This is a genomic window from Acidovorax sp. sif1233 (assembly GCF_019218755.1).
GTDB lineage: Bacteria > Pseudomonadota > Gammaproteobacteria > Burkholderiales > Burkholderiaceae_C > Acidovorax.
This window is the reverse complement of record NZ_JAHUWZ010000010.1, coordinates 161043-185481: the sequence shown is the minus strand read 5'-3', so window position 1 is coordinate 185481 and position 24439 is coordinate 161043. Positions and strand designations below refer to the sequence as shown.

General features: G+C 66.8%; 21 protein-coding genes. 17 read left to right on the top strand and 4 right to left on the bottom strand.

Going from position 1 to position 24439, the window contains the following annotated elements:
* The first annotated feature begins 145 nt into the window (after nucleotides 1-145).
* The 5 genes from glnA to KW843_RS24460 all read left to right on the top strand — a co-directional run bounded on the left by glnA (nucleotide 146) and on the right by KW843_RS24460 (nucleotide 6261).
* Nucleotides 146-1561 carry a type I glutamate--ammonia ligase gene (gene glnA / locus KW843_RS24480; RefSeq protein ID WP_218297751.1) on the top strand — a complete coding sequence of 472 codons (1416 nt, stop codon included), beginning with the start codon at nucleotides 146-148 and terminating at the stop codon, nucleotides 1559-1561.
* 202 nt (nucleotides 1562-1763) lie between these two features.
* Nucleotides 1764-2270: a hypothetical protein gene (locus tag KW843_RS24475; RefSeq protein ID WP_218297750.1), complete on the top strand. Its 507-nt coding sequence runs from the start codon at nucleotides 1764-1766 to the stop codon at nucleotides 2268-2270.
* 98 nt (nucleotides 2271-2368) lie between these two features.
* Nucleotides 2369-3391, top strand: coding sequence for a nitrogen regulation protein NR(II) (gene glnL, locus KW843_RS24470; RefSeq protein WP_218297761.1), 1023 nt, complete (start codon nucleotides 2369-2371; stop codon nucleotides 3389-3391).
* Between the two features lie 51 nt (nucleotides 3392-3442).
* On the top strand, nucleotides 3443-5092 hold the full coding sequence (gene ntrC / locus KW843_RS24465) for a nitrogen regulation protein NR(I) (protein ID WP_218297749.1): 1650 nt from the start codon (nucleotides 3443-3445) through the stop codon (nucleotides 5090-5092).
* 230 nt (nucleotides 5093-5322) lie between these two features.
* Nucleotides 5323-6261 carry a PA2169 family four-helix-bundle protein gene (locus tag KW843_RS24460; RefSeq protein ID WP_218297748.1) on the top strand — a complete coding sequence of 313 codons (939 nt, stop codon included), beginning with the start codon at nucleotides 5323-5325 and terminating at the stop codon, nucleotides 6259-6261.
* 219 nt (nucleotides 6262-6480) lie between these two features.
* Here the strand turns inward: KW843_RS24460 and KW843_RS24455 are convergent, their stop codons facing one another.
* The 4 genes from KW843_RS24455 to KW843_RS24440 all read right to left on the bottom strand — a co-directional run bounded on the left by KW843_RS24455 (nucleotide 6481) and on the right by KW843_RS24440 (nucleotide 9910).
* Nucleotides 6481-7257 (bottom strand): exodeoxyribonuclease III, encoded by a 777-nt coding sequence (locus KW843_RS24455; protein WP_218297747.1) that lies wholly within the window; start codon nucleotides 7255-7257, stop codon nucleotides 6481-6483.
* A 584-nt stretch (nucleotides 7258-7841) separates the two neighbouring features.
* Complete coding sequence (locus KW843_RS24450; protein ID WP_218297746.1) at nucleotides 7842-8333, bottom strand: dihydrofolate reductase; 492 nt, start codon at nucleotides 8331-8333, stop codon at nucleotides 7842-7844.
* A 19-nt stretch (nucleotides 8334-8352) separates the two neighbouring features.
* Complete coding sequence (locus tag KW843_RS24445; RefSeq protein WP_218297745.1) at nucleotides 8353-8964, bottom strand: DUF4337 domain-containing protein; 612 nt, start codon at nucleotides 8962-8964, stop codon at nucleotides 8353-8355.
* 106 nt (nucleotides 8965-9070) lie between these two features.
* Nucleotides 9071-9910 (bottom strand): thymidylate synthase, encoded by an 840-nt coding sequence (locus tag KW843_RS24440; protein WP_218297744.1) that lies wholly within the window; start codon nucleotides 9908-9910, stop codon nucleotides 9071-9073.
* 110 nt (nucleotides 9911-10020) lie between these two features.
* Here KW843_RS24440 and KW843_RS24435 point away from each other — a divergent pair, with 110 nt between their 5' ends.
* The 12 genes from KW843_RS24435 (at nucleotide 10021) to xylB (ending at nucleotide 24429) form a co-directional block, all read left to right on the top strand.
* Nucleotides 10021-10542 (top strand): hypothetical protein, encoded by a 522-nt coding sequence (locus KW843_RS24435; protein ID WP_218297743.1) that lies wholly within the window; start codon nucleotides 10021-10023, stop codon nucleotides 10540-10542.
* 95 nt (nucleotides 10543-10637) lie between these two features.
* Nucleotides 10638-11150, top strand: coding sequence for a sigma-70 family RNA polymerase sigma factor (locus tag KW843_RS24430; RefSeq protein WP_218297742.1), 513 nt, complete (start codon nucleotides 10638-10640; stop codon nucleotides 11148-11150).
* Nucleotides 11147-12232 carry a FecR family protein gene (locus tag KW843_RS24425; RefSeq protein WP_218297741.1) on the top strand — a complete coding sequence of 362 codons (1086 nt, stop codon included), beginning with the start codon at nucleotides 11147-11149 and terminating at the stop codon, nucleotides 12230-12232. Before KW843_RS24430 ends, KW843_RS24425 begins: the two co-directional genes overlap by 4 nt.
* Before the next feature lie 306 nt (nucleotides 12233-12538).
* Nucleotides 12539-15022, top strand: a complete 2484-nt coding sequence (locus KW843_RS24420) for a TonB-dependent receptor (protein WP_218297740.1) — start codon at nucleotides 12539-12541, stop codon at nucleotides 15020-15022.
* 397 nt (nucleotides 15023-15419) lie between these two features.
* A complete protein-coding gene (locus KW843_RS24415) occupies nucleotides 15420-16754 on the top strand; it encodes a sugar ABC transporter substrate-binding protein (protein WP_056413437.1) in 1335 nt (444 codons plus the stop codon).
* A 114-nt stretch (nucleotides 16755-16868) separates the two neighbouring features.
* Nucleotides 16869-17732 carry a carbohydrate ABC transporter permease gene (locus KW843_RS24410; protein ID WP_218297739.1) on the top strand — a complete coding sequence of 288 codons (864 nt, stop codon included), beginning with the start codon at nucleotides 16869-16871 and terminating at the stop codon, nucleotides 17730-17732.
* A 13-nt stretch (nucleotides 17733-17745) separates the two neighbouring features.
* Nucleotides 17746-18585 carry a carbohydrate ABC transporter permease gene (locus tag KW843_RS24405; protein ID WP_218297738.1) on the top strand — a complete coding sequence of 280 codons (840 nt, stop codon included), beginning with the start codon at nucleotides 17746-17748 and terminating at the stop codon, nucleotides 18583-18585.
* Nucleotides 18586-18637: 52 nt separating this feature from the next.
* On the top strand, nucleotides 18638-19681 hold the full coding sequence (locus KW843_RS24400; protein WP_218297737.1) for an ABC transporter ATP-binding protein: 1044 nt from the start codon (nucleotides 18638-18640) through the stop codon (nucleotides 19679-19681).
* 5 nt (nucleotides 19682-19686) lie between these two features.
* Nucleotides 19687-20421 carry an SDR family oxidoreductase gene (locus tag KW843_RS24395; protein WP_218297736.1) on the top strand — a complete coding sequence of 245 codons (735 nt, stop codon included), beginning with the start codon at nucleotides 19687-19689 and terminating at the stop codon, nucleotides 20419-20421.
* Nucleotides 20422-20440: 19 nt separating this feature from the next.
* Nucleotides 20441-21844: a D-arabinitol 4-dehydrogenase gene (gene dalD, locus KW843_RS24390; RefSeq protein WP_218297735.1), complete on the top strand. Its 1404-nt coding sequence runs from the start codon at nucleotides 20441-20443 to the stop codon at nucleotides 21842-21844.
* A gap of 30 nt (nucleotides 21845-21874) precedes the next feature.
* Nucleotides 21875-22813, top strand: coding sequence for an AraC family transcriptional regulator (locus tag KW843_RS24385; RefSeq protein ID WP_218297734.1), 939 nt, complete (start codon nucleotides 21875-21877; stop codon nucleotides 22811-22813).
* Nucleotides 22814-22935: 122 nt separating this feature from the next.
* Nucleotides 22936-24429 (top strand): xylulokinase, encoded by a 1494-nt coding sequence (xylB, locus tag KW843_RS24380; protein WP_218297733.1) that lies wholly within the window; start codon nucleotides 22936-22938, stop codon nucleotides 24427-24429.
* The last annotated feature ends 10 nt before the right edge of the window (nucleotides 24430-24439 follow it).

The following is a 24439-nucleotide window of genomic DNA, read 5'->3' as shown; positions in this document are numbered from 1 at the left end:
TTATTGGTGCAATCTCGCAAATGTCCTATCGGCCTGCAGTCCGTAGTGCTCCTTCATAGTGCGGCAGCTGCACCCAGCTGGCACGCAAACTGCTTTTATTTCCACAAATTCTTTTTTCAACAAGCGCTTTACCCAGGAGAACCTGATGGCCAAGACCGTTGCAGACGTGATGAAGATGGTGAAGGAGAACGAAGTCAAGTTCGTTGACTTCCGTTTTACCGATACCCGGGGCAAGGAACAGCACGTGACCGTGCCGGTGTCCCACTTCGATGAAGACAAGTTCACGTCCGGCCACGCATTCGACGGTTCGTCCGTGGCTGGCTGGAAGGGCATTGAAGCCTCGGACATGCAGCTCATGCCCGACCCCAGCACCGCCAACATCGACCCCTTCTTCGAAGAAACTACGCTGTTCCTGCAGTGCGACGTGATCGAACCCGGTGATGGCAAGGCCTACGACCGCGACCCACGCTCCATCGCCAAGCGCGCTGAAGCCTACCTGAAGGCCTCCGGCCTGGGCGACACGGCCTTCTTCGGCCCCGAGCCAGAATTCTTCATCTTCGACGGTGTGCGCTGGTCCAACGAACCCGGCAAGGTCATGTTCGAGATCGAAGAGTACGAAGCCCCCTGGAACTCGGGCGCCAAGCTCGAAGGTGGCAACCGCGGCCACCGTCCCACCGTCAAGGGCGGCTACTTCCCCGTGCCTCCTGTCGACAGCACGCAGGACATGCGCGCCGAAATGTCCTTGATCCTCGAATCCCTGGGCATCCCGGTCGAAGTGTTCCACCACGAAGTGGCGGGCGCTGGCCAGAACGAAATCGGCACGCGTTTCAGCACGCTGGTCGAGCGCGCTGACTGGACCCAGGTCCTGAAGTACGTGGTCTGGAACGTGGCCAACGCCTACGGCAAGACGGCTACCTTCATGCCCAAGCCCTACGCTGGCGACAACGGCTCCGGCATGCACGTGCACCAGTCCATCTGGAAGGACGGCAAGAACCTGTTCGCAGGCGACGGCTACGCCGGCCTGTCGGACTTCGCGCTGTACTACATCGGCGGCATCATCAAGCACGCACGTGCCCTGAACGCCATCACCAACCCCGGCACGAACTCGTACAAGCGCCTGGTGCCCGGCTTCGAAGCCCCTGTGAAGCTGGCCTACTCGGCCCGCAACCGCTCGGCCTCGATCCGCATTCCTTACGTCGCCAACCCCAAGGGCCGCCGCATCGAAGCGCGCTTCCCCGATCCATCGGCCAATCCTTACCTGGCCTTCTCGGCCCTGATGATGGCCGGCCTGGACGGCGTGGAAAACAAGATCCATCCGGGCGAAGCCGCCACGAAGGACCTGTACCATCTGCCACCCGAAGAAGACAAGCTGGTGCCCACCGTCTGCCACAGCCTGGACCAGGCCCTGGAGTATCTGGACAAGGACCGTGGTTTCCTTACCAAGGGCGGCGTCTTTACCGACTCCATGCTCGACGCGTACATCGAGCTCAAGATGGGCGAAGTCACGCGTTTCCGCATGGCGCCTCACCCTGTCGAGTACGACATGTACTACTCGCTGTAATCGCCTCCCTGCAGGCTGTTGCTCACCAAAAAGGCGGCCTTGGCCGCCTTTTTTCATGGGGCCGGAGAGGCTGGTGAAACCAATCCCGGGGCCGTTGCATCCATGTACAAAGCCCTGCGAGGGCCTGCTGGTGTTGGATTGGCGATGCATGGTGATTGGTGGATACTCCCCTGACCCCTGCATGGCAGTGCGAGGAAACCGAATGAAGAAAACGCTCATCACCCTGTTACTCATCGCCGCGACGGCACCGGCCGCGTGGGCGCAAGACCGCATCTACCGCTGTGGCAACGAATACACCAACAACGCCGCCCAGGCCAAGGAGCGGGGATGCAAGCTGGTGGAAGGCGGCAATGTCACCGTCGTGCAGGGCACCCGGCCGGCGTCGGCGGCCCCGGCGCCCTCGGGCGGCGGCACGCCTGCGGCAACGGCGGCACCTTCGAATGCACCCCGGGCCAACAGCAACGACCAGAAAGCGCGCGATGCCGATGCGCGGGCCATTCTCGAATCCGAGCTGCGCAAGGCCGAGGCCCGCCATGCCGAGCTGGTGAAGGAATACAACGGCGGCGCGCCAGAGCGCAACGCCCTCGATCTGCGCAACCCCCAGCGCTACATGGAACGCACGGCGGAGCTCAAGGCCAACGTGGCCCGCAGCGAAAGCGACATTGCCGGCATCAAGCGCGAGATCGCACGCCTGCCGCCCGCCAACTAAGTCACCTTCCTTTTTTCTTGCATGGCACGCGTGTGAGCTCTTCGCCCTTTCCCGACACCCCAGCCACCGACACAGGGCGATTCCATTCGCTGGACCTGATGTCCACCCTGGTGGCCGTGCTGCGCGCCGATGGCGCCGTGCAATTTGCCAATGCAGCACTGGAAAACACGCTCGGCCTGTCGCGCCGCACCCTGGAAGGCGTGGATTTCTCCACCTTTTTCACCGATCCTGCGTTGCTGCAGACCGCGCTGGCAGGTGCCCGGGGCAAGGACTTTGCCGCTTTGCGGTATGAGGCGAGCCTCAAGCGCCTGCACCAGGACCCGGTGCCCGTGCATGTGAACGTTGCCGACGCCGAGCAGGTGGGCGAGATCCTCGTCGAGCTGTGGCCGCTGGAGCAGCAGGCGCGGCAGGACCGCGAGGAGCGCCTGCTCGACCAGGCCCAGGCCAACAAGGAGCTCATCCGCAACCTGGCCCACGAGATCAAGAACCCCCTGGGCGGCATCCGTGGTGCCGCCCAGCTGCTGGAGATGGAACTCGAGAGCCGCGAGCTCACCGAGTACACCCAGGTCATCATCCACGAGGCCGACCGCCTGCAAAGCCTGGTGGACCGGCTGCTTGCGCCACACCGCCACCCGCACCTGGTGGGCGACGTGAACATCCACGAAGTGTGCGAGCGCGTGCGCTCGCTGGTGCTGGTGGAGTACCCGCAGGGGTTGCGCGTGCAGCGCGACTACGACACCTCGATCCCAGAATTCCGCGGCGACCGCGCCCAGCTCATTCAGGCGCTGTTGAACATTGTGCAGAACGCGGCCCAGGCGCTGACCGATCGCATCGCGGCCGGCGACGCGGTCATCACCCTGCGCACCCGTGTGGCCCGACAAGTAACGTTTGGTCGCCAGCGCTACCGGCTGGCACTGGAATTGCATGTCATCGACAACGGACCGGGCGTGCCCGACACGATCAAGGAGCGTATTTTTTACCCTCTGGTGTCGGGTCGGGATGGCGGGTCAGGGCTGGGGCTCACGTTGGCGCAAACCTTCGTGCAGCGCCATCATGGGTTGATCGAATGCGACAGCGTGCCGGGTCGCACCGACTTCCGCATCCTGATTCCCTTGCCTTGAAAGCGCACGATGGTCCCTGACACGCAACCACAGGGAAGGTAAGAAAAACATATGAAGCCGATCTGGATAGTAGATGACGACCCCTCGATCCGCTTCGTCCTGGAAAAGGCGCTGGCGCGCGAAAACCTGCCCACGCGCAGCTTCACGCACCCGCGCGAGGTGCTCGATGCGCTGGCCGATATCACCGCTGGCGACCCCGCGCGCCAAGGGCCCCAGGTCCTGGTGAGCGACATCCGCATGCCCGGCGGCTCGGGCCTGCAGTTGCTGGAAAAGGTGCGCGAACTGCAGCCTGGGCTGCCCGTCATCATCATGACGGCGTACTCCGACCTGGACAGTGCCGTGTCGGCTTTCCAACGCGGCGCGTTCGAATACCTGCCCAAGCCGTTTGACCTGCCCAAGGCGGTGGAGCTTATCCGCCGCGCGGTTGAAGAAAGCCAGCGCGAGGAAGTGACCGAAGAGCGCCAGGCCGAAGCCCCGGAGATGCTGGGCCAGGCGCCTGCCATGCAGGATGTTTTCCGTGCCATCGGCCGGCTGAGCCAAAGCCAGGTCACGGTGCTCATCACCGGCGAATCGGGCTCGGGCAAGGAACTGGTGGCGCGTGCGCTGCACAAGCATTCGCCGGTCGCCGATGGGCCCTTTGTCGCCATCAACACCGCTGCCATTCCCAAGGATCTGCTCGAGTCCGAGCTCTTCGGCCACGAGCGCGGCGCCTTCACGGGCGCGCAGACGCAGCGGCGCGGCCGCTTTGAGCAGGCCGAGGGCGGCACCCTGTTCCTCGATGAAATCGGCGACATGCCCTTCGACCTGCAGACGCGCCTGTTGCGCGTGCTGTCGGACGGGCAGTTCTACCGCGTCGGTGGCCATGCGGCCGTGAAGGCCCACGTGCGCGTGATTGCCGCGACCCACCAGGACCTGGAAAAGCGCGTGAAGGAAGGAGGCTTCCGCGAGGACCTTTTCCACCGCCTCAACGTCATCCGCCTTCGCCTTCCTGCGCTGCGCGAGCGGCATGAGGATGTGCCCGTGCTCACGCGCCACTTCCTGCAGCAAAGCGCGCGGCAACTGGGGGTGGAGCCCAAGCGCATTGCAGATTCGGCCCTCGCGCGGCTCGAGCAGTTTGCCTTTCCGGGCAATGTGCGGCAGCTGGAGAACATCTGCCACTGGCTCACTGTGATGGCACCTGCCCAGGTCATTTCCCTGCAGGACCTGCCGCCCGAAGTGCTGGAAGCCCCCGTCCATCAACCCGTGCCGCGTGCAGGCGCCACCACCGAGCCTGCCGCGCAGCAGCTGCAGCCTTCCGCCGGTACGCCTCCTCTCCCGCATGCGGGCCTCGTGGCCGCTGTGCCGGCTGAGCGCGTGGGTGGACTGCACCCGCCCGTGGCCCCGGCCATTGCGCCAGTCAGCGTGGCCCCCGGGGCGGCCGCCTGGCCGGTGGTTCCGGAGGTGTCCGCGGCGCCGGTTGCGGCCACTGCCGGCCACGGCTGGGAACAGGCGCTGGAGACCGAAGCGCAGAAACTGCTCGCGGGTGGCCAGCCCGAGGTGTGGGATGCCCTGACGCGGCGATTCGAGTCACGGCTCATCCGCACCGCGCTCACCGCCACGCATGGCCGCCGCATGGAGGCCGCCCAGCGTCTGGGCATTGGCCGCAACACCATCACGCGCAAGATCCAGGAGCTGGGCCTGGATGCGCCAGATGAAGGGTGAAATTGGCCTGCAGCGCTTTATTTTCAAGCGCTGTGCGCTATTAAAAATGTAGCGTATTGGCGTGACTGCGCCTCCTGCAGAAAGGCGCCGGACGGTTCGCATCGCCCCAGCCTGTGGCGAGGGCGCGGCGTGCTGGTCGGTGTCCTACACGCAAGCACTCCATGGACCGACCCGGGGCGGCGGGGGTGAATCCAACAATGAACTCACTGTCAACCAACCGGAGAGCTTCTATGTCGGATTTCAACGATGCCAACCGTGACCCCTTGACCAACGAGCCGGGCGCCCATCCCGTCGGCACTGGCGTGGGGGCCGCGATGGGTGGGGCGGCCGCTGGGGCGGCTGCGGGTGCCTTTGGCGGCCCCGTGGGGGCAGCCATTGGCGGTGTGGCGGGCGCCGTGGCCGGCGGCCTGGCTGGCAAGGCTGCTGCCGAGGCGGTCAACCCCACGGATGAAGACGCCTACTGGCGCGAACGCTACCACCGCGAGCCCTACTACGTGGGTGGCCGCACGTACGACCAATACCGCCCTGCCTACGAACTGGGCTGGTCTTCCGTAGACCGCTACGAAGGCGACTTTGAAGCCGTCGAACCCCGCCTGGCGGACGACTGGCGTGCCCGCCATTCGGACGGCCTGGCCTGGACGGATGCCCGTCCTGCCGCCCGCGCCGCGTGGGACCGCGTATCCAGCGCCCGCATCAACAACGAGCTTCCACTGGACGTGGCGGACAACGAAGACACGGTGGACGTTCTCAACGATCTGCTGGAATCGGCGCGCGACGGGGAGTATGGTTTCACCGCCTGTGCCGAGCGCGCCAATTCGGCGCAACTCAAGGGGGTGTTCCAGCGCCATGCGCGGGAATGCGCCGCCGCCGCCACCGAGCTGGAAAGCGAAGTCCGCCGCCTGGGTGGCGAGCCGGCCTCGGGCGGTACCGTGGCCGGGGCCTTGCACCGGGGCTGGGTGTCGGTCAAGTCGGCGCTGTCCATCAACGATGACAAGGCGGTGCTGCAAGAGTGCGAGCGCGGCGAGGACGCTGCCGTGGCGCGCTACCGCAAGGCCTTGAAGTCGGCACTGCCCGCTGATGTACGGGCCCTGGTGGAACGCCAGTCCCAAGGGGCGCAGCGCAACCATGATGAAGTGCGTGGCCTGCGCGATTCGTACTCGAACACCTGATCGGATCCTATCGGACGGCTGCACCCCCGGGCTCCGGCCCGTGGCGCATGCAAGGGCCGGCGGCGGGGCCCATGGCGCGTCTTTTGCCCGTGCATGAACCAGCAAAGGCTGCAAGGAGAAATCCTTGCAGCCTTTGTGTTGTGGCCTGCCCGGCGTGCGCCCTGGCCGGTGGACCTGCTGCGGGCGCGCCGGCAGCAGCGCAGCCGCCTTGCCAACACGTCACGCCATTGTGAGCACCACCGGTGCATGGTCGCTGGGCTGGGGGTTCTTGCGCGGAGCGCGGTCCACCACGCACGCCGTCACCGTCGGGCGCAGGGCCTCGCTCACCAGGATGTGATCGATGCGCAGGCCACGGTTCTTCTGGAAGCCGAGCATGCGGTAGTCCCACCACGAATAGGTTTTTTCAGGTTGCTCGAACATGCGGAAGGTATCGGTCAGGCCGAGCGCAACCAAATCCTGGAAGTGCTGGCGCTCTTCCACCGTGTGGTGGATCGTGTCCTTCAGGCCCACCGGGTCGAATGAGTCGCGGTCTTCCGGCGCGACGTTGAAGTCGCCCAGCAACGCCAGCCGTGGGTGGGCCCGCAACTCCTCGCGCAGCCAACGGTGCAGCGCCGTAAGCCACAGCATCTTGTACGCAAACTTTTCCGTACCGGGGGCCTGTCCATTGACGAAATAACAGTTGACCAGCCGCAACGCGCCGGAGGGGGTGTCCACCGTGGCGGCGATGACGCGGGCCTGTTCGTCTGTGTGGCCCGGGATGTTGCGCACCACGTCCCGCAGGGGATGCCGGCTCAGGATGGCCACGCCGTTGTAGGTCTTCTGGCCGAAGGTCACCGCTTCGTAACCGGCCTCCTTCAGCGCGTCGTGCGGGAATTTGTCGTCGGTCAGCTTGAGTTCCTGCAGGCACAGGGCATCCACCGGATTGGCCTCCAGCCAGGTCAGCACCTGGGGCAGGCGCACCGACAGGGAATTCACGTTCCAGGTGGCTATTTGCATTTTTTGAACAGTAATAGTGAATAAAAACAAGGGCTCCGCACTGACTGCCAGCAGCTGCAGCGGTGGCGGCCGTGGGCGAAGGCCCGCAGCGCGCATCGTACCCATCATTGCTTTCTTGTGGCATCAGCCTGTGCACTGAGTGCCCGACATGGCACCGCGGCACGAAGCGCCCCATCCCCCGGGACCACGGGTATTTGTCCGACGCTTCGCGGCCGCCGTTCCGCAGAAACTGGAAATCTGTTCCCGATGGAGAACTCCATGCCATCCATTCACCAGCAAGCGCTGGCTTGCGTTCTGGCCATGGGGGCCGCGGCTGCAGGTGCCCAGGGGGTGAACACTCCTGCGGTGGTGCCTGGCTTGCAGCCTGCGTTGACCCCTGCCTCCACGCCGGTGCAGACGCCGGCCCAGACGCCAGCTCCCCCGCCCGCGCAGACGCCGGCGGAAACACCGGCACCCGCTCCGGCCCTCACTCCCGCACAGACGCCCGATCCGGCGCGCGACCAGACGACTGCAAAAACCCCGTCAGCCACCCCATAGCTGGGTGCAAGGGGAAAGGGAAGGGCACGTGCCCGCCGAAGAGGGACTCAATCCGCCGCGCGCACGTAGCTCACAAAACTGAAGGGCAGGCCGTTGGTGCTCACATGGTCGCTGCGGGCGGCCTCGGTCCAGGCTTTGCCTAGCACCGGCGCGTGGGCGTCGCCCTCGAAGTCCCGGGCGATCTCGGTCACCTCCAGCCGGTCTGCCGTCGGCAGGGCCTCGGCGTAAATCTGCGCGCCGCCGATCACCCACACCGTCTGGCGGGGATCGCACTGCGCCAGCGCAGCGTCCAGGCTCTCGGCGCGCCGGGCGCCTTCGGCCTGCCAGTCGTGCTGGCGCGTCACCACGATGTTGGTACGGCCCGGAAGGGGGCGAAAACGCGCCGGAAGCGAATCCCAGGTCTTGCGGCCCATCACCACGGGGCAGCCCTGCGTCAGCTGCTTGAAATGCGCCATGTCCTCCGGCAGGTGCCAGGGCAGGGCGTTGTCCTTGCCGATCACACCGTTGGCGGCGCGGGCGTAGATGAGGTGCACTGGCATGGCGGGACGTCCTTGTTTTTCAGATGTGCAAGGCGGCGAGGGCACCCACGCCCAGGCCCACGGCGGCCACGCCGTACATGCCGTATTCCAGCCATTTTTTCTTGGTGAGCAGCGCAATGGCGGCCAGCGCGATGGCCACCTGCAGCGCCGTGGTGGCCTGGGCCCAGCGGTGGTGCTGGTGCATCTGGGCTTCGCTCTTGCGGTCGAATTCGTGGGCATCGGCCTCGAGCTTCTCGGCGGCCACCTTGATCTCGTTCTTCTCGGTTTCGTAGCGCTCCACCTTGGTCTGGTAGCCGGCCTTGCGGTCATCGGGCGCCAGGTCGCGGGCCAGTTCGGCCAGGGATTGCTTGGTGCTCTTGGACTGGAAGTAGTTCCACTGGTTGGAGGCCTCGGTCTTCTTGATGGCCGCGTCGTTCTTGAGCAGCCCGGCGTTGGCCTGCGTGGCGCCGCCCATGTACGAGAAGATCGCGCCCACCGTGGCCACGATGGCGGTGAACATCGCGATTTTGTTCATGGACGAGCCATTGCCGTCGTTGCCGTGGCTGGCCGTGGCGTCGTCATGGTGGCCGTGGGTGGCATGCTCCACCGCGTGGTCGTGGGGGCCGTGTACGTGAAATCCGCCGGAAGACATGGATGAAAGCTCGTGGTGGTGGTTGTGGGTGGATGCGGGCTGGGCGCTGCTGCACCTGGCCCTGGGGCTCAGGAGGTGTGGGGTCTCAAGAAGGGCTGGTGCGTGATCACACGGCCACGGGGGCCTTGATCGCCGGGTGGCACTGGTAGTCCACCACTTCGAAGTCCTCGTACTGGTAGTCGAAGATGCTGCCGGGGCGGCGCTTGATGTTCAGCACCGGGTAGGGATAGGGTGTGCGCGCCAGCTGCGTTTGCACTTGCTCGTGGTGGTTGCTGTAGATGTGGCAGTCGCCGCCCGTCCAGATGAAATCACCCACATCCAGGTCGCACTGCTGCGCCACCATGTGGGTGAGCAGGGCATAGCTCGCGATGTTGAACGGCACGCCCAGGAAGATGTCCGCACTGCGCTGGTACAGCTGGCAGGAGAGCGTGCCGCGTCCGCCGGGCTCCTGTGCTGGCGCCACGTAGAACTGGAAGAAAGCGTGGCAGGGCATGAGCGCCATCTTGCCGAGCTCGGCCACGTTCCAGGCGCTCACGATGATGCGCCGCGAATCGGGGTTGGTCTTGAGCGTCCTGACCACATCGCTGATCTGATCAATGTGCCCGCCGTCCGGCGTGGGCCAGCTGCGCCACTGCACGCCGTACACCGGCCCCAGGTCGCCGTCCTCGCGCGCCCATTCGTCCCAGATGGTGACGCCGCGCTCCTTGAGCCAGTTGTTGTTGCTCGACCCCGTGAGGAACCACAGCAGCTCCTGGATGATGGACCGCAGGTGCACCTTCTTGGTGGTGACGAGCGGAAAGCCTTCCTTCAGGTCGAAACGCATCTGGTGGCCGAAAACGCTGCGGGTGCCGGTTCCCGTGCGGTCGGATTTTTCCACGCCGTGGGTGAACACGTGGCGCATGAAGTCTTCGTATTGCGAGCGGACGGGGCGGGCGTGTTCGGTCATGGCGGTTGGAAGGCGAAAGACGCGATTTTAGGGGGCGGCTGCCGGCAGGAACCGGCTAAGCTCGCAGACCTTTTCGCCCAGCTGCCCTTTTTAGAAAGAAGCCCCCGATCATGCGCCCTATCTCTCCAGCCCCTTTGTCAAGCGCCGTGCTGGCCGCTCTTGCGTTGGCTGTGCTGCTGCCGGGTTGCGTGGGCACGGTACCCACGGCGCCCACGGCGCCGCGCAAGGTCGCGCGTCCTGTGCCCAACGAGGTACCTGCCGCGCCCGCCAATCCCTGGGCGAACCTGCAAACCCAGGTAGGCAACTATCCGGTCGGGGGCTCAGACTTCCTGCGTGCCGGCCCGCTGGCCGAGCGGCTGCGTGGGCTGCTCGGTCTCGCCAACTACAACGTGCTGCTGGACAACCTGCAGGTGAGTGGGCCGCTGCGGCAAGACGGCTCCATGCTCTACATCACCGGTAACCGGCCGGACGCAGGCGACACGGAGGCTGCCGCCATCGTGGTCCACGCCGCCACCGACTCGGTACGCGTATGGCTGCTGACCGGCGGGGAGGAATGGGACGTGCAGGACCTGGGGACCCCGAAGACCCTGCCGGCCCACGTTGCCACGATGATGGAAAACGCGCGGCGCTGAGCGCGCAGCCGGTCTGCCGGATGGCGGCGTGCCCAGGGGCTGGGCGGGAATGTGTTTCTATAATCAAGAATCATTCTCAAAAAGGCCGTCACGCCATGTCTGCCGCTCACCCCCTGCACGCGCTGTACAGCCACCACCACGGGTGGCTGCAGTCCTGGCTGCGCCGGCGGCTCGGTTGTGCCGACGATGCGGCCGATCTGGCGCAGGACACCTTCGTGCGCCTACTCGCCCGCCCGGCCGCCATCGCCCCCGACGCGATGCGCGAGCCGCGCGCTTACCTGACCACGGTGGCACGCGGGCTGCTGGTGGACTTCTGGCGCCGGGGCGAACTGGAGCGCGCCTACCTGGCAGACCTGGCCCTGCAGCCCGAGGTGCTGCAGCCATCCCCCGAAGAGCGCCTGGCCGCCGTGCAGATGCTCCACGCGGTCGATGCACTGCTGCAGGGCCTGACGCCCAAGACGCGCGCGGCATGGCTCATGAACCGGCTCGACGGTCTCACGCACGCAGAGATCGCCGAGCAGCTGCAGGTGTCGGTGCCCCGCGTGCGCCAGTACCTGGCCAACGCCATGCGCCACGCCTACCACCTGCGTTTTGGCGGCGCGGCGTGAGCAGCGCGGGCTGGACAACGGGCGGCTTGCCTGGCGGCGCAGGCGACGACCACCCCGTGCCGCCTGCCGTGCTGGAGGCCGCCATCGGCTGGCAACTGCGCCAGGGCGAGGGCGCCACGTCGCCGGCGGACGCCCAAGCCCTGAACGACTGGCTGGCGGCACACCCCGACCATGCCCGCGCCTGGCGCCAGCTGGGCGACATCGACCAGCACCTGGCCCGTGCCGCCGCAGGGCCTGGAGCCCGCGCGGCCTTGCTGCTGCCACCGCGCCGGCGCCGTCCTGCCCGTGTGGTGGGCGCCGTGCTGGGCCTGGCGTTGGCGGTGGCCTGCGGCGTGCTGGTGCTGGACCGCCACCAGCCCGTGGGCCAACTGCTGGCCGACCACCGCACCGCCACCGGCGAGCGCCGCACCATCGTGCTGCCCGACCAGACCGTGCTGCACCTGAACACCCGCAGCGCCGTGGATGTCGCATTCAGCAAGGACCAGCGCACGATCCGCCTGCGCGCGGGCGAGGTCGCTGTGGAAACCAGCCATGCCGATCCGGCCGAGCAGCGCCCGTTCGTCGTGCTGACCGAGGACGGCAGCCTGCGCGCCCTGGGCACCCGTTTCACCGTGCGCCGCTGGCCACAGGCGCAAGCCACTGGCATCGATGGGGCGCAGAGCCTTGGCGCGCCTGCCACCGAAGTCGCAGTCACCCAGTCCGCCGTCGCGGCCCGCCCGGCGACCTGTGCGGCAGCAGCGGCCGAGCCGTGCGCTGCCGAGCGCATCGTGTCGGCCGGGCAGGGCGCACGGCTGGAGGGCGGGCGGGTGGACCCGTGGGTGGCCCCACCCCATGCCGACGCCTGGAAGGACGGCATGCTGGTCGTGGACAACCAACCCTTGGGCGAGGTGGTGGCCATGCTGGCGCGGCACCGGGTCGGCCACCTGGGTGTCGACCCCCGTGTGGCCGGGTTGCGCGTGACGGGCACGCTGCCCCTGGCGGACACCGACCAGGCCCTGTTGGCGCTGACCGCGGCCGTGCCAGTGGAGGTGGTCTGGACCACGCGCTGGTGGGTCACGCTCAAGCCGCGTGCTGCGCCCTGAGGATGAAAATGTGAAGAAAATCGGCCGCTACCGCTTGATGGGAAAGCGCTGGAAGCTATCAAAAGATGAGCAACTTGGTGCGGCTGATCGACGGTTCCATTCCGTTCAACCCAGATCCAGCAGCCCAAGCAGATCAACCCAGATCGCCCCTGCCAGCCGGCATCCCATCCACCAGCGACGCCGGCCCAAAAAATAAATGGCCCCGGCCCCCTCTCACTTTTCGGCACCCGTTCGGCAATCAGACAGAGACCGTGCATCGGCGCGGTTGCCCCTCTTTTCTGACGTGACCGTCTCGGAGCCTGACCCATGCCCTCTGCAGTTTTCCCCTTTCCGCTGAACCCCTGCGCTACTGCGCTGCTGCTTGCGTTGGGCGCCTCTGCCGCGGCCGCACAGCCAGCCACGGCAGAGGTCCCTGCGGCCACGGCCAGCGCTGCGGCAGTGCGCGACTACGACCTGCCCGCCGGGCCGCTGGGAGCAGCCCTCAACCGCATCGCGCGTGACGCGGGCCTGGCCCTCACCGCCGATGCGCAGCTGGTGGAAGGCCGCAACGCGGCGCCCGTGCGGGGCCGCTTCGATGCGCCCGAGGCACTGCGCCGCGCGCTGGCAGGTTCGGGGCTGGAGCTGCGGCAGGCCACGGGCGGCGTCTTCACGCTGCGCGAGGCATCGCGCCCTGCAGCGCAGGCACCCCGGCTCAGCGATGCCGCCACCCTGGGCGCCGTCACCGTGACGGCCAGCGCCGAGGCAGCGCCCGGCGATTTGCCGCCCGCCTATGTCGGCGGCCAGGTTGCCACGGGCAGCCGGGTCGGCCTGCTGGGCCACCAGAGCCTGATGGACACGCCGTTTCACATCACCAGCTACACGGCCGAACTGATGCAGGACCAGCAGGCGATCACCGTGGCCGATGTGCTGGCCAACGACCCGTCCGTGCGCACGGTGTCCTACAGCCTGACCAACGCTGCTGCGGGGGGCGACATCTTTCTGATCCGCGGCTTCTCGGTGCAGGACTCGGTGCTGTTCGATGGCATCGGCGGCATCGCCACCAACCGCGCCGTGGCGGTCGAAGCGGCCGAGCGCGTCGAGGTGCTCAAGGGCCCCAACGCGCTGCTCAACGGCATGGCGCCCGGGGCGGGCGGCGCGGTGGGCGGCGCCATCAACCTGGTGCCCAAGCGCGCGGGCGACGTGCCGCTGACCCGCCTGACCACCACGTACCTGTCCAGAGGCAACCTGGGCGGCCACCTGGACGTGGGCCGCCGGTTCGGCGACGACCACCAGTGGGGTGTGCGCTTCAACGGCGTCTACCGTGACGGAAAGACCGCTACCCAGGGCCAGTCCGTAGAGCTGGGCGCTGCGGCGCTGGCCGTGGACTACCGGGGCAGTCAGTTGCGGGCCTCGGTGGATGCCGGCCACCAGACGATGAACAACGAAGCGCCGCAAGGCGCCGCGGGCTTCGGCATCGACGACGGCATTGCCATCCCCAGGCCGCCCCGGGCCAGCCATCGCATCGCGCAGGACTGGGAGTTCGCCAGGTCGCGCAGCAACTACCTCCTGGCCAAGGCAGAGTACGACCTCACCCCGGACTGGACGCTCTCTGCAGCCGCGGGTGGCAGCCACACGCGGTCCCGGTACCTCGCCACCGACGTGTTCGTGACCAACGTGCAGGGCGACGCGCAGGCCACCACGTACTTTTGGCCCAACTGGACGAACTACCGCACCCTGCAAGGCGGGCTGCAGGGCACGGTGCGTGCCGGCGAGCTTACGCACCGCATCCACCTGCATGCGTCGTACCTGAAGAAGGACAGCGGCTTCACGGCGCAGTACTACGGCTTCGACAGCTTCGCCACGAACATGTATGCGCCCGCGGCCACCGCGCGTCCGTCCATCGACGGTTTCTCATCGCGGCCGCCACAGACCGATTCCTTGCAGTTGCCGTCCGTGGCGCTGTCCGACACCGTCTCGCTGTGGCAAGACCGCCTGTCCGTCACCCTGGGTGCCCGCTACCAGCGCGTGAAGGTCGTCAAGCACGACACCACCACCGGGGCCGGCAGCGCCGCGTACGACGAGCACGCGGTGACGCCGGCGCTGGCGGCGGTGTTCAAGCTGCAGCCGCACGTATCGCTCTACGGCAATTACATCGAAGGGCTGGTCCAGGGCGATTCAGCGCCACTGGGCACCACCAATGCCGGGCAGGTGTTTCCGCCGGTCCGCACGAAGCAGCGGGAGGTGGGCGTGAAGGCCGATTGGGGCCGCTTCAGCACCACAGCGAGCCTGTTCCACATCCAGAAGCCGAGCGGGCTCGTGGCCTCCAACGGCGATGGCACATTCACCTACCAGGTCGGTGCAGAGCAGCGCAACCGCGGGGTCGAGCTCAATGTCTTTGGCGAGGTGGCCCGGGGCACGCGCCTGCTGGGCGGCGTGACCTTCAACGATGCCCGGCTGACCAAAACCGAAGGCGGCACCTACAACGGCAACTCCGCGCCCAATGTGTCGCGCTGGCAGCTCAACCTGGGCAGCGACCACGACGTGGCTGCCGTTCCAGGGCTGACGCTGTCGGCCCGCATGATCGCCAGCAGCGCGCAGCATGTGGACGCCGCCAACCTGCGGCGCATTCCGGGCTGGACGCGCTGGGACATCGGTGCCCGCTACAAGACCCAGGCCTGGAGCCGGCCGCTGGTGCTGCGCGCGGGCGTGGACAACCTGTTCAACCGCAACTACTGGTCCAGCGGCTCCGGCAACTGGCTGTATGTGGGAAGTCCTCGCACGGTGACGCTGTCTGCCACGGTGGATTTCTGACGGGGAGCAGTGCTGCCGTGGGCGGACGGGCAGATGGATGGAGGAAGGGGCGGCGTTGACGTCGCCTCCGTGGGGCGTGGTGCTTGGGATGTGGATTGAATCGGCCTCTGCCGCTTGATGGATAAGCGCTAATAGCTATTGATTTGATAGTGATTCGGGGCATTCGCGACTTCAACCGTGTTGGGGTCCGGCCCCGCTCTTTCCGGTCGGTTAGATACCCTGTTGACACGTCTAGGTATAAATCCTGATTATCTGGTGCAAATTAGTATTTGTAGAGGCATCTGGAGTACCAATCGGGCATCGCAGCATCGGTATCGTTCAGTCCGTCAATGCCTGCATGCCTTGCGCCGGTGTTGAAAGGCAGATTCCCATACCAACGACCGAGGAGACTTTTCCGATGCCACATTCCACCCCTGTCACCATGCCCCAGCGCCTGGCCGTCGCCGTTGCGCTGGCCTTGACGTCGCTGTGCGGCGCCGCCAGCGCGCAGACCGAGCTCGTGATCGCCACCGTGAACAACGGCCACATGATCGAGATGCAGAAGCTCTCCAAGAACTTCGAGCAGGCGAACCCCGACATCAAGCTCAAGTGGGTCACGCTCGAAGAAGGCGTGCTGCGCCAGCGCGTCACCACCGACATCGCCACCAAGGGCGGCCAGTTCGACGTGATGACCATCGGCATGTACGAGGCGCCCATCTGGGGCAAGAAGGGCTGGCTGCAGGAGCTCAAAACCGACGCCGCCTACGACGTGGACGACCTGCTGCCCGCCGTGCGGGGCGGCCTGTCCATCGACGGCAAGCTGTTCGCCGCGCCGTTCTACGGCGAAAGCTCCATGCTCATGTACCGCAAGGACCTGGCCGACAAGGCCGGCGTGCAGGTGCCCGAGCGTCCCACCTGGCCGCAGATCAAGGACCTGGCCGCCAAGATGCACGACCCCAAGAACGGCGTATACGGTATTTGCCTGCGCGGCAAGCCGGGCTGGGGCGACAACATGGCGTTCCTGACCACGCTGGTCAACACCTTCGGCGGCCAGTGGTTCGACATGCAGTGGAAGCCGCAGCTTGAATCCAAGCCCTGGAAGGACGCGATCACCTTCTACGTAGACCTGCTCAAGAACTACGGCCCGCCTGGCTCGTCGGCCAACAGCTTCAACGAGATCCTGGCGCTGACCAACTCCGGCAAGTGCGGCATGTGGGTGGACGCGACCATCGCGGCATCGTTCGTGAGCGACCCCAAGCAGTCCAAGGTGGCCGACCAGATGGCCTTTGCCCAGGCGCCCACCATGAACACGCCCAAGGGCGCCAACTGGCTGTGGTCGTGGAACCTGGCCATCCCCGCCGGTTCGAAAAAGGTGGACGCCGCGCAGAAGTTCATCACCTGGTCCACCAGCAAGGACTACATCCAGCTGGTCGCCAAGACCAACGGCTGGGCCAACGTGCCCACCGGCACGCGCAAGAGCACCTACGCATCGCCCGAGTTCCAGAAGGCCGCCCGCTTCGCCGCCGCCGAGAAGGTCGCGATCGACTCGGCCAACCCGACCGATTCGACCCTGCCCAAAAGCCCGTACGTGGGCGTGCAGTTCGCGGCGATTCCGGAGTTCCAGGCCATCGGCATCGCGGTGGGCCAGCAGATGAGCGCGGCGCTGGCCGGCAAGACCACCGTGGACGCGGCCCTCAAGGCCAGCCAGGTGTCTGCGGACCGGGAAATGAAGAAGGCTGGTTACTACAAGTAAAGGCTGGCGGGGCCACCGAGGCTCCGCCGTCCACTGCCCATCCGTGGATTGACCAGTGCTGATCCTGGGGCTCGCCATTCACCATGGCAGCCCCGTCGCCCTTTCGGAAACACCATGAACCGCCGCCTGCTCCCCCGCCTGCTGCTCACGCCAGCCATGGCCACGCTCTTCCTGTGGATGATCGTGCCGCTGGTGATGACGATCTACTTCTCGCTCATCCGCTACAACCTGATGCAGCCGGACCAGACCGGCTTTGCCGGGCTGGAGAATTTCGAATACTTCGTCACCGACCCCTCGTTCGGCAGGGCGGTGGTCAACACGCTGCTGCTGCTCGGCAGCGTGATCCTCATCACGGTGGTGTTCGGCATCGCCATCGCGCTGCTCATCAACGAGCCGTTCGCGGGCCGGGGCATCGTGCGGGTGCTGCTGATCTCGCCGTTCTTCGTCATGCCCACGGTGAACGCGCTGATGTGGAAGAACATGATGATGAACCCCATCTACGGCGTGCTCGCCCAGGTGTGGATGTTCTTCGGCGCGCAGCCGGTGGACTGGCTCACCGACCACCCGCTGTTCTCGGTGATCGTCATGGTCTCCTGGCAGTGGCTGCCCTTTGCCACGCTGATCTTCATGACCGCGCTGCAAAGCATGAACCATGAGCAGCTCGAGGCCTCGCGCATGGACGGCGCCAACTACCTGCAGCAGCTGCGCTACCTGTACGTGCCGCACCTGGCCCGCTCGGTGGCCGTGGTGGTGATGATCGAACTCATCTTCCTGCTCAGCATCTTTGCCGAGATCTACACCACCACCGGTGGCGGGCCGGGCGATGCGAGCACCAACGTCACCTTCCTGATCTTCAAGCAGGCGCTGCTCAACTTCGATGCGGGCGTGGCCTCGGCCGGCGCGCTGTTCGCGGTGGTGCTGGCCAACATCGCGGCGGTGTTCCTGATCCGCATGGTCGGCAAGAACCTCGACAAATAACCGAAGCACCACCATGACTGCTCGACGCCGTTCCAACTATCCGCTGGGCCTGCTGGCCCTGCGCACCGCGGCTGCCTGGGGCGTGGCCCTGCTGCTGTTCTTCCCGCTGGCCTGGCTGCTGCTGACCGCGTTCAAGACCGAGCTGCAGGCCATCGCCGTGCCGCCGCAGCTGTTCTTCATCCCCACGCTCGAGAATTTTCACGAGGTGCAGGAGCGCAGCGACTACCTGCTGTACGCCAGGAACTCGGTCATCACCAGCGTGCTGTCCACCCTGGTGGGGCTGATGCTGGCAGCGCCCGCGGCGTATGCCATGGCCTTCTTCAAGGGCAAGTACACCAAGGACATCCTGATGTGGATGCTCTCCACCAAGATGATGCCCGCCGTGGGCGCGCTGGTGCCCATCTACGTGCTGGCGCAAAAGAGCCACCTGCTCGACACGCAGCTCGCGCTCATCATCGTGTTCGCGCTGTCCAACCTGCCCATCATGGTGTGGATGCTGTACTCGCACTTCAAGGACATCCCGCGCGAGATCCTGGAGGCCGCTCGCATGGACGGCGCCACCCTGTGGCAGGAAGTGCGCCTGGTGCTGCTGCCGCTGGGCATGGGTGGCCTGGCATCCACCGGCCTGTTGTGCCTGGTGCTGTCGTGGAACGAAGCCTTCTGGAGCCTGAACCTCAGCGCCGCCAAGGCCGGCACGCTGGCCACGCTGATCGCGTCCTACTCCAGCCCCGAAGGCTTGTTCTGGGCCAAGCTGTCCGCCGCGTCGCTGATGGCCATTGCGCCCATCGTGGTGTTCGGCTGGTTCAGCCAGAAGCAGTTGGTGCAGGGTCTCACGTTCGGCGCGGTGAAGTAAATCCGCAGCCTGTCTTCCCCACAGTTTTTCAAGTTTTCAGGAACCCGATTCCATGGCTTACCTTCAACTGCGCGGCATCGAGAAATTCTTCGGTGAGCACCGCGCCATCAAGGGCATCGACCTCACCATCCAGCAAGGCGAGTTCATCGTCTTCGTCGGCCCCTCGGGCTGTGGCAAGTCCACGCTGCTGCGGCTGATCGCGGGGCTCGAAGCCATCGACGGCGGCTCGCTGATGCTCGACGGCCGCGACATCACCGACCAGCCTTCGAGCAAGCGCGACCTGGCCATGGTGTTCCAGAGCTATGCGCTGTACCCGCACATGAGCGTGTACGAGAACATGAGCTTCGCGCTCAAGCTGGCCAAGGTGGACCGGCAGGTGATTGACGAGAAGGTGCAGAACGCTGCACGCATCCTCAACCTCACGCAGTACCTTCAGCGCACGCCCAAGGAACTCTCGGGCGGCCAGCGCCAGCGCGTGGCCATCGGCCGTGCGATCGTGCGCGCGCCCAAGGTGTTTCTGTTCGACGAGCCGCTGTCCAACCTCGACGCGGCCCTGCGCGGCCAGACCCGCGTGGAGATCGCCAAGCTGCACCGCGACCTGGGCGCCACCACCATCTACGTCACGCACGACCAGGTGGAGGCCATGACCCTGGCCGACCGCGTGGTGGTGCTGCGCGACGGCGTCATCGAGCAGGTGGGCACGCCGCTCGAGCTGTACGACCAACCCGCCAACCAGTTCGTGGCCCAGTTCATCGGCACGCCGCAGATGAACGTGGTGCCCCTGCCGCAGCTGCCGCCACCGGTGCAGCAGCAGGCACCTGCGGGCGCCGAGGGCGGTGCCATCGGCCTGCGCCCCGAGAACATCACCGTGCGCAACACCGGCGTGACGCCGGTGGGCGGCCAGGTAGACCTGGTCGAAGCGCTGGGTGCCGAGACGCTGATCTATGTGAGCACGCCAGGGGGCGCACAGTTCGTGGCCCGCCAGAACGACCGCACCAGCCTGCGCGCCGGTGATGCGGTCAGCCTGGACATCGACGCATCGCAAGCCCATTGGTTCGACCCCGCAGGCCGCGTGGTGGTCCGCCAGACCGCATGACCACCATGACCCTCGAACAAGAACTGCAAGGCAAGGTGGCGGCCATCACCGGCGCTGCATCGGGCATTGGCTTCGCCAGTGCCCAAGCCATGGCCGACGCGGGCGCGCGCGTGGTGATGATCGACCGCGACGAAGCCGCGCTGGCCAAGGCCTGCGCTGCGATCGGTGCCAGCGCATTGCCGTTGGTACTGGACTTGCTGGACGCCAAGCAGTGCGCCAGCCTGCTGGCGCGCACGCTGGCCCTCGCCGGCCAGCTCGACATCTTCCACGCCAATGCCGGGCTTTACGTCGGCGGCGATCTGGTGGACGCCGACCCCGACGCCATCGACCGCATGCTGAACCTCAACGTCAACGTGGTGATGAAGAACGTGCACAACGTGCTGCCCCACATGATCGAACGCGGCACGGGCGACATCATCGTCACCAGCTCGCTGGCCGCGCATTTCCCCACGCCATGGGAGCCGGTCTACGCATCGTCCAAGTGGGCCGTGAACTGCTTCGTGCAGACCGTGCGCCGCCAGGTGTTCAAGCACGGCATCCGCGTGGGCTCCATCTCGCCCGGGCCGGTCATCACCTCGCTGCTCGCCGACTGGCCGGCCGAGAAGCTGGAAGAGGCCAAGGCCAGCGGCAGTCTCATCGAAGCGGCCGAAGTGGCCAGCGTGGTGCTGTTCATGCTCACGCGCCCCCGTGGCATGACCATCCGCGACGTGGTGATGATGCCCACGAACTTCGATCTTTAAACACCTGCATTCACGCACCATGAATTTCATCCTGCACCTGGGCCTGGGCTCGTTCCACCGCGCCCACCAGGCCGTTTACGTCCACGCATTGCGCCAGCAGGGAGACACCGGCTGGGCCATTGCGGGCGGCAACCTGCGCGCCGACATGGCCGACACCATCGCCGCGCTGCAGGCCCAGGGCGGCCGCTACACGCTGGAGACCGTCACGCCCCAGGGCGAGCGCAGCTACACCGTCATTGAATCGATCCAGCGCGTGATCCCCTACCGGGACGACCTGGCCCCGCTGATCGCCGCAGGTGCCGACCCCGCCACGCGCATCATCTCGTTCACGGTGACCGAGGCGGGCTACTACCTCGATGCGCAAGACCAGCTCGACTGGCCCAGCTTTGCCGACCTGCGCGCCGACCTCGCCACCGTCAAGGCGGGCCAGGCGGGCCACACCCTCTATGGCGGCCTGGTGAGCATCCTGCGCGCGCGCAGGGCCGCCGGTGCCGGCCCCGTGACGCTGATGAACTGCGACAACCTGCGCCACAACGGCGACCGCTCGCGCGGGGGCCTGCTGCAGTTCATCGACGCGCTGGGCGATGCCGCGCTCAAGGCCTGGGTGCAGGAGCACACGAGCAGCCCCAACGCCATGGTCGACCGCATCACGCCGCGCCCCACGCCGGACGTGGCCGAGCGCGTGAAGGCCGCCACCGGCTGGGACGACCAGGCCGCGTTGATGGGCGAGAGCTTCATCCAGTGGGTGATCGAAGACGACTTCATCGCAGGCCGCCCCGCGTGGGAAAGGGTCGGAGTCGAGATGGTCGAGTCGGTGCAGGCGTACGAAGAAGCCAAGATCCGACTGCTCAACGCCACCCACAGCTGCATTGCCTGGGCGGGCACGCTGGCGGGCTACCAGTACATCCACGAAGGCACGCACGATGCCGCCATCCGCCAGATGGCCTACGACTACGTGACCGACGACGCGATCCCGGTGCTGCTGCCGTGCCCCATCGACCTGGAGGCCTACCGCGACGTGGTGCTGGACCGGTTTGGCAACCCCGCCATCGCCGACACCAACCAGCGCGTGGCCATGGATGCGTTCTCCAAGATCCCCGGCATGATCGCGCCCACCATCCGGGACCAGCTGGCCCGCGATGGCTCGTTCGACAGCGTGGCCGTGCTGCCCGCGCTGTTCCTGGCCTACCTGCAGCGCTGGCATGCCGGGCAGATCCCCTACACCTACCAGGACCAGGCCATGGACCCGGCCGTGGCGCATGCGATCTGCGATGCGCCGGACCTGGTCGCCGCCTATGCCGCGGATACCACCCTGTGGGGCGAAATGGCCTCAAACCCGCGGCTGGTTGCCACGCTGCGCAACGCCTTTGCCCGCGTGCAGGCCTTCGTGGCCGGGCGTGCGGAACGCCAGGGGTTGGTGTAAGTTGAGCGGCCCGACCACAGGAATGACGCCATGACCGTGAAGACGACGCCTGTCTCTCCGCGCCAGACCAAGCCCGAGCTGGAGCACGACTACGTGCGCTTTCCCGAGCTCGGGTACGAGTCGCCCGAGGCCGCAGGTTTCATCCGGTGCCTGTCGCATGGGTTTCCCACGCCGCTGGCGCGCTGGCACTACCACGATGAGTACGAGCTGCACCTCATCACCGCCACCTCGGGCAAGGTGTTCGTGGGCGACTGGATCGGGCAGTTCCAGCCCGGCCATCTGGTGTTGACCGGGCCGCGCCTGCCGCACAACTGGATCAGCATGGACCTGCCCGAAGGCGGCGTGCCGCTGCGCGACCTGGTGATCCAGTTCTCGCACGCGCCGCTGGTCGCCAGCAGCGAGAGCATCCCCGAGCTGCGCGAGGTGTTGCCCCTGCTGGAGCGCGCACGCCATGGCATCGAGTTCTTTGGCATGGAGGCCCAGGCGCAGGAACACTGGCACCGCATCAAGGCGCGCCAGGGTCTGGCCCGGTTTGGCGCGTTCTGTGAATTCCTGAGCGACCTGGCCCGCTGCACCGACTTTCGACTGCTGTCGAGCACCCAGCTGCAAAGCGAGGACAACGACACCCAGCTCGACCAGATCAACGCCATCGTGAGCCGCATCACCGACCACCTGGCCGACCCGTTGTCGGCTGCCGACCTGGCACAGGAGCTGGGCATGACGGAGAGCCGGTTTTCCCGCTTCTTTCGCCGTGCCACGGGTAACACCTTCACCGACTTCGTGAACCTGGTTCGCGTGAACCGCGCGTGCCAGCTTCTGATGGAGACCGAGCGCTACATCACCCACATCGCCTACGACGTGGGCTTCAACAACATGGCCAACTTCAACCGCCGCTTTCTGGACATCAAGGGCATGACGCCCAGCGAATACCGCAAGCAGGGGGCCGGAAGATTCGGAAAGGCCCCTTGAAGTGGCGGGGCGCCTTCGCTGCGGGGCGGCCCTTGCCGGGCATCTGTGGCCTGGGGCGCGCCGGTTGCGTGCGGCGGGGGGCCTGGCTTCCACTTTGAACCACTGAAATCTGCCAACCACCCATGTACCTCGGAATTGATTTGGGCACCTCGGGTGTCAAGCTCCTGCTGCTCGACGAAACGCAGGCCGTGATCGCCACGGCCGACGCCGCCGTGCCCCAGCACCGCCCTCGGCCCACCTGGAGCGAGCAGAACCCGGCCGACTGGCTGGCCGCCGTGGAAGCCGCCGTGCCGCAGCTGCGCGCCCAAGCCCCCGCCGCATGGGCGCGGGTGCGCGGCATCGGGCTGTCTGGCCACATGCATGGCGCGGTGGTGCTGGGCGCGCAGGGCCAGGTGCTGCGCCCCGCCATTCTCTGGAACGATGGCCGCGCGAGCGCCGAATGCGCCGCGCTCGAGCAGGCCGTGCCCGCCGCGCGCCAGGTCACCGGCAACCTCGCCATGCCCGGCTTCACCGCACCCAAGCTGTTGTGGCTGCGCACGCACGAGCCGGCCGTGTTCGGCCAGATCCGCACGGTGCTGCTGCCCAAGGACTGGCTGCGCCTGCAGCTCACGGGCGATGCGGTGAGTGACATGTCCGACGCATCGGGCACGCTGTGGCTCGATGTGCAGGCCCGCGCCTGGAGCCCCGCGATGCTGCGGGCCTGCGGGCTCGATGCCTCGCACATGCCCGCGCTGGCCGAGGGCAGTGCACCCACGGGCACGCTGCGCAGCGATGTGGCCCGCCGCTGGGGCCTGAGCGGGGGCGTGGTGGTGGCCGCAGGCGCGGGCGACAACGCCGCCAGCGCCGTGGGCGTGGGCGCCCGCACCGCCGGGCAGGGCTTTGTGTCATTGGGCACGTCGGGCGTGGTCTTCCGTGTGACGGACGCCTTTGCGCCCGCCACCGAACGCGCCGTGCACGCCTTTGCCCATGCGCTGCCGCAGCGCTGGCACCACATGTCGGTCATGCTCAGTGCGGCAAGTGCGTTTGGCTGGGCCGCGCGGCTCACGGGGCAGGGCGATGAAGCCCGGCTGTCTGATGCCGTGGGTGCCCTCAGCCCCCACCGCCAGGCCCAGGCGCCGCTGTTCCTGCCCTACCTGAGTGGCGAGCGCACGCCGCACAACAACGCGGCTGCGACCGGCGTCTTCATGGGCTTGCGCGCCGAGCACGAAGCGGCGGACCTGGCCCATGCGGTGATGGAAGGCGTGGGCTTTGGCCTGCTCGACGGGCTCAACGCCATGCGGGCGGCCGGGGCAGGGCAGGGCCGTGCGCTCGGGGCGATCGGTGAGGGTGAGGATGCCCTGGCACTGGTCGGTGGCGGCGCCCGCAGCAACCCCTGGGCGCAATTGCTGGCCAGCGCGCTGGGCACGCCGCTGCAGCGTCCGCAGGGGGCACATGCTGCTGCCGCCCTGGGCGCGGCGCGGCTGGCGGCCATGGCCTGCGGTGGCGACGAGGCCCACTGGTGTCAGCCCTTGCCCGCCGACGCCACTTTCGACCCCCAGCCCGCACAACAAGCCCTGCTGGCCGAGCGCTACGCCCGCTTTGTCGCGCTATACCCGGCACTGCAATCGCAGTTCTGACGCTGCTGTC

What these genes read in the sequence shown, in the direction of transcription:
- KW843_RS24435 (WP_218297743.1), top strand. Translation starts at nt 10,021, where the DNA reads ATGCGCCCTATCTCTCCAGCCCCTTTGTCAAGCGCCGTGCTGGCCGCT.
- KW843_RS24420 (WP_218297740.1), top strand. Translation starts at nt 12,539, where the DNA reads ATGCCCTCTGCAGTTTTCCCCTTTCCGCTGAACCCCTGCGCTACTGCG.
- KW843_RS24385 (WP_218297734.1), top strand. Translation starts at nt 21,875, where the DNA reads ATGACCGTGAAGACGACGCCTGTCTCTCCGCGCCAGACCAAGCCCGAG.
- KW843_RS24460 (WP_218297748.1), top strand. Translation starts at nt 5,323, where the DNA reads ATGTCGGATTTCAACGATGCCAACCGTGACCCCTTGACCAACGAGCCG.
- KW843_RS24450 (WP_218297746.1), bottom strand. Translation starts at nt 8,333, where the DNA reads ATGCCAGTGCACCTCATCTACGCCCGCGCCGCCAACGGTGTGATCGGC.
- glnL (WP_218297761.1), top strand. Translation starts at nt 2,369, where the DNA reads ATGTCCACCCTGGTGGCCGTGCTGCGCGCCGATGGCGCCGTGCAATTT.
- KW843_RS24415 (WP_056413437.1), top strand. Translation starts at nt 15,420, where the DNA reads ATGCCACATTCCACCCCTGTCACCATGCCCCAGCGCCTGGCCGTCGCC.
- KW843_RS24455 (WP_218297747.1), bottom strand. Translation starts at nt 7,257, where the DNA reads ATGCAAATAGCCACCTGGAACGTGAATTCCCTGTCGGTGCGCCTGCCC.
- KW843_RS24395 (WP_218297736.1), top strand. Translation starts at nt 19,687, where the DNA reads ATGACCCTCGAACAAGAACTGCAAGGCAAGGTGGCGGCCATCACCGGC.
- KW843_RS24405 (WP_218297738.1), top strand. Translation starts at nt 17,746, where the DNA reads ATGACTGCTCGACGCCGTTCCAACTATCCGCTGGGCCTGCTGGCCCTG.
- KW843_RS24410 (WP_218297739.1), top strand. Translation starts at nt 16,869, where the DNA reads ATGAACCGCCGCCTGCTCCCCCGCCTGCTGCTCACGCCAGCCATGGCC.
- KW843_RS24430 (WP_218297742.1), top strand. Translation starts at nt 10,638, where the DNA reads ATGTCTGCCGCTCACCCCCTGCACGCGCTGTACAGCCACCACCACGGG.
- KW843_RS24400 (WP_218297737.1), top strand. Translation starts at nt 18,638, where the DNA reads ATGGCTTACCTTCAACTGCGCGGCATCGAGAAATTCTTCGGTGAGCAC.
- xylB (WP_218297733.1), top strand. Translation starts at nt 22,936, where the DNA reads ATGTACCTCGGAATTGATTTGGGCACCTCGGGTGTCAAGCTCCTGCTG.
- KW843_RS24445 (WP_218297745.1), bottom strand. Translation starts at nt 8,964, where the DNA reads ATGTCTTCCGGCGGATTTCACGTACACGGCCCCCACGACCACGCGGTG.
- dalD (WP_218297735.1), top strand. Translation starts at nt 20,441, where the DNA reads ATGAATTTCATCCTGCACCTGGGCCTGGGCTCGTTCCACCGCGCCCAC.
- glnA (WP_218297751.1), top strand. Translation starts at nt 146, where the DNA reads ATGGCCAAGACCGTTGCAGACGTGATGAAGATGGTGAAGGAGAACGAA.
- ntrC (WP_218297749.1), top strand. Translation starts at nt 3,443, where the DNA reads ATGAAGCCGATCTGGATAGTAGATGACGACCCCTCGATCCGCTTCGTC.
- KW843_RS24475 (WP_218297750.1), top strand. Translation starts at nt 1,764, where the DNA reads ATGAAGAAAACGCTCATCACCCTGTTACTCATCGCCGCGACGGCACCG.
- KW843_RS24440 (WP_218297744.1), bottom strand. Translation starts at nt 9,910, where the DNA reads ATGACCGAACACGCCCGCCCCGTCCGCTCGCAATACGAAGACTTCATG.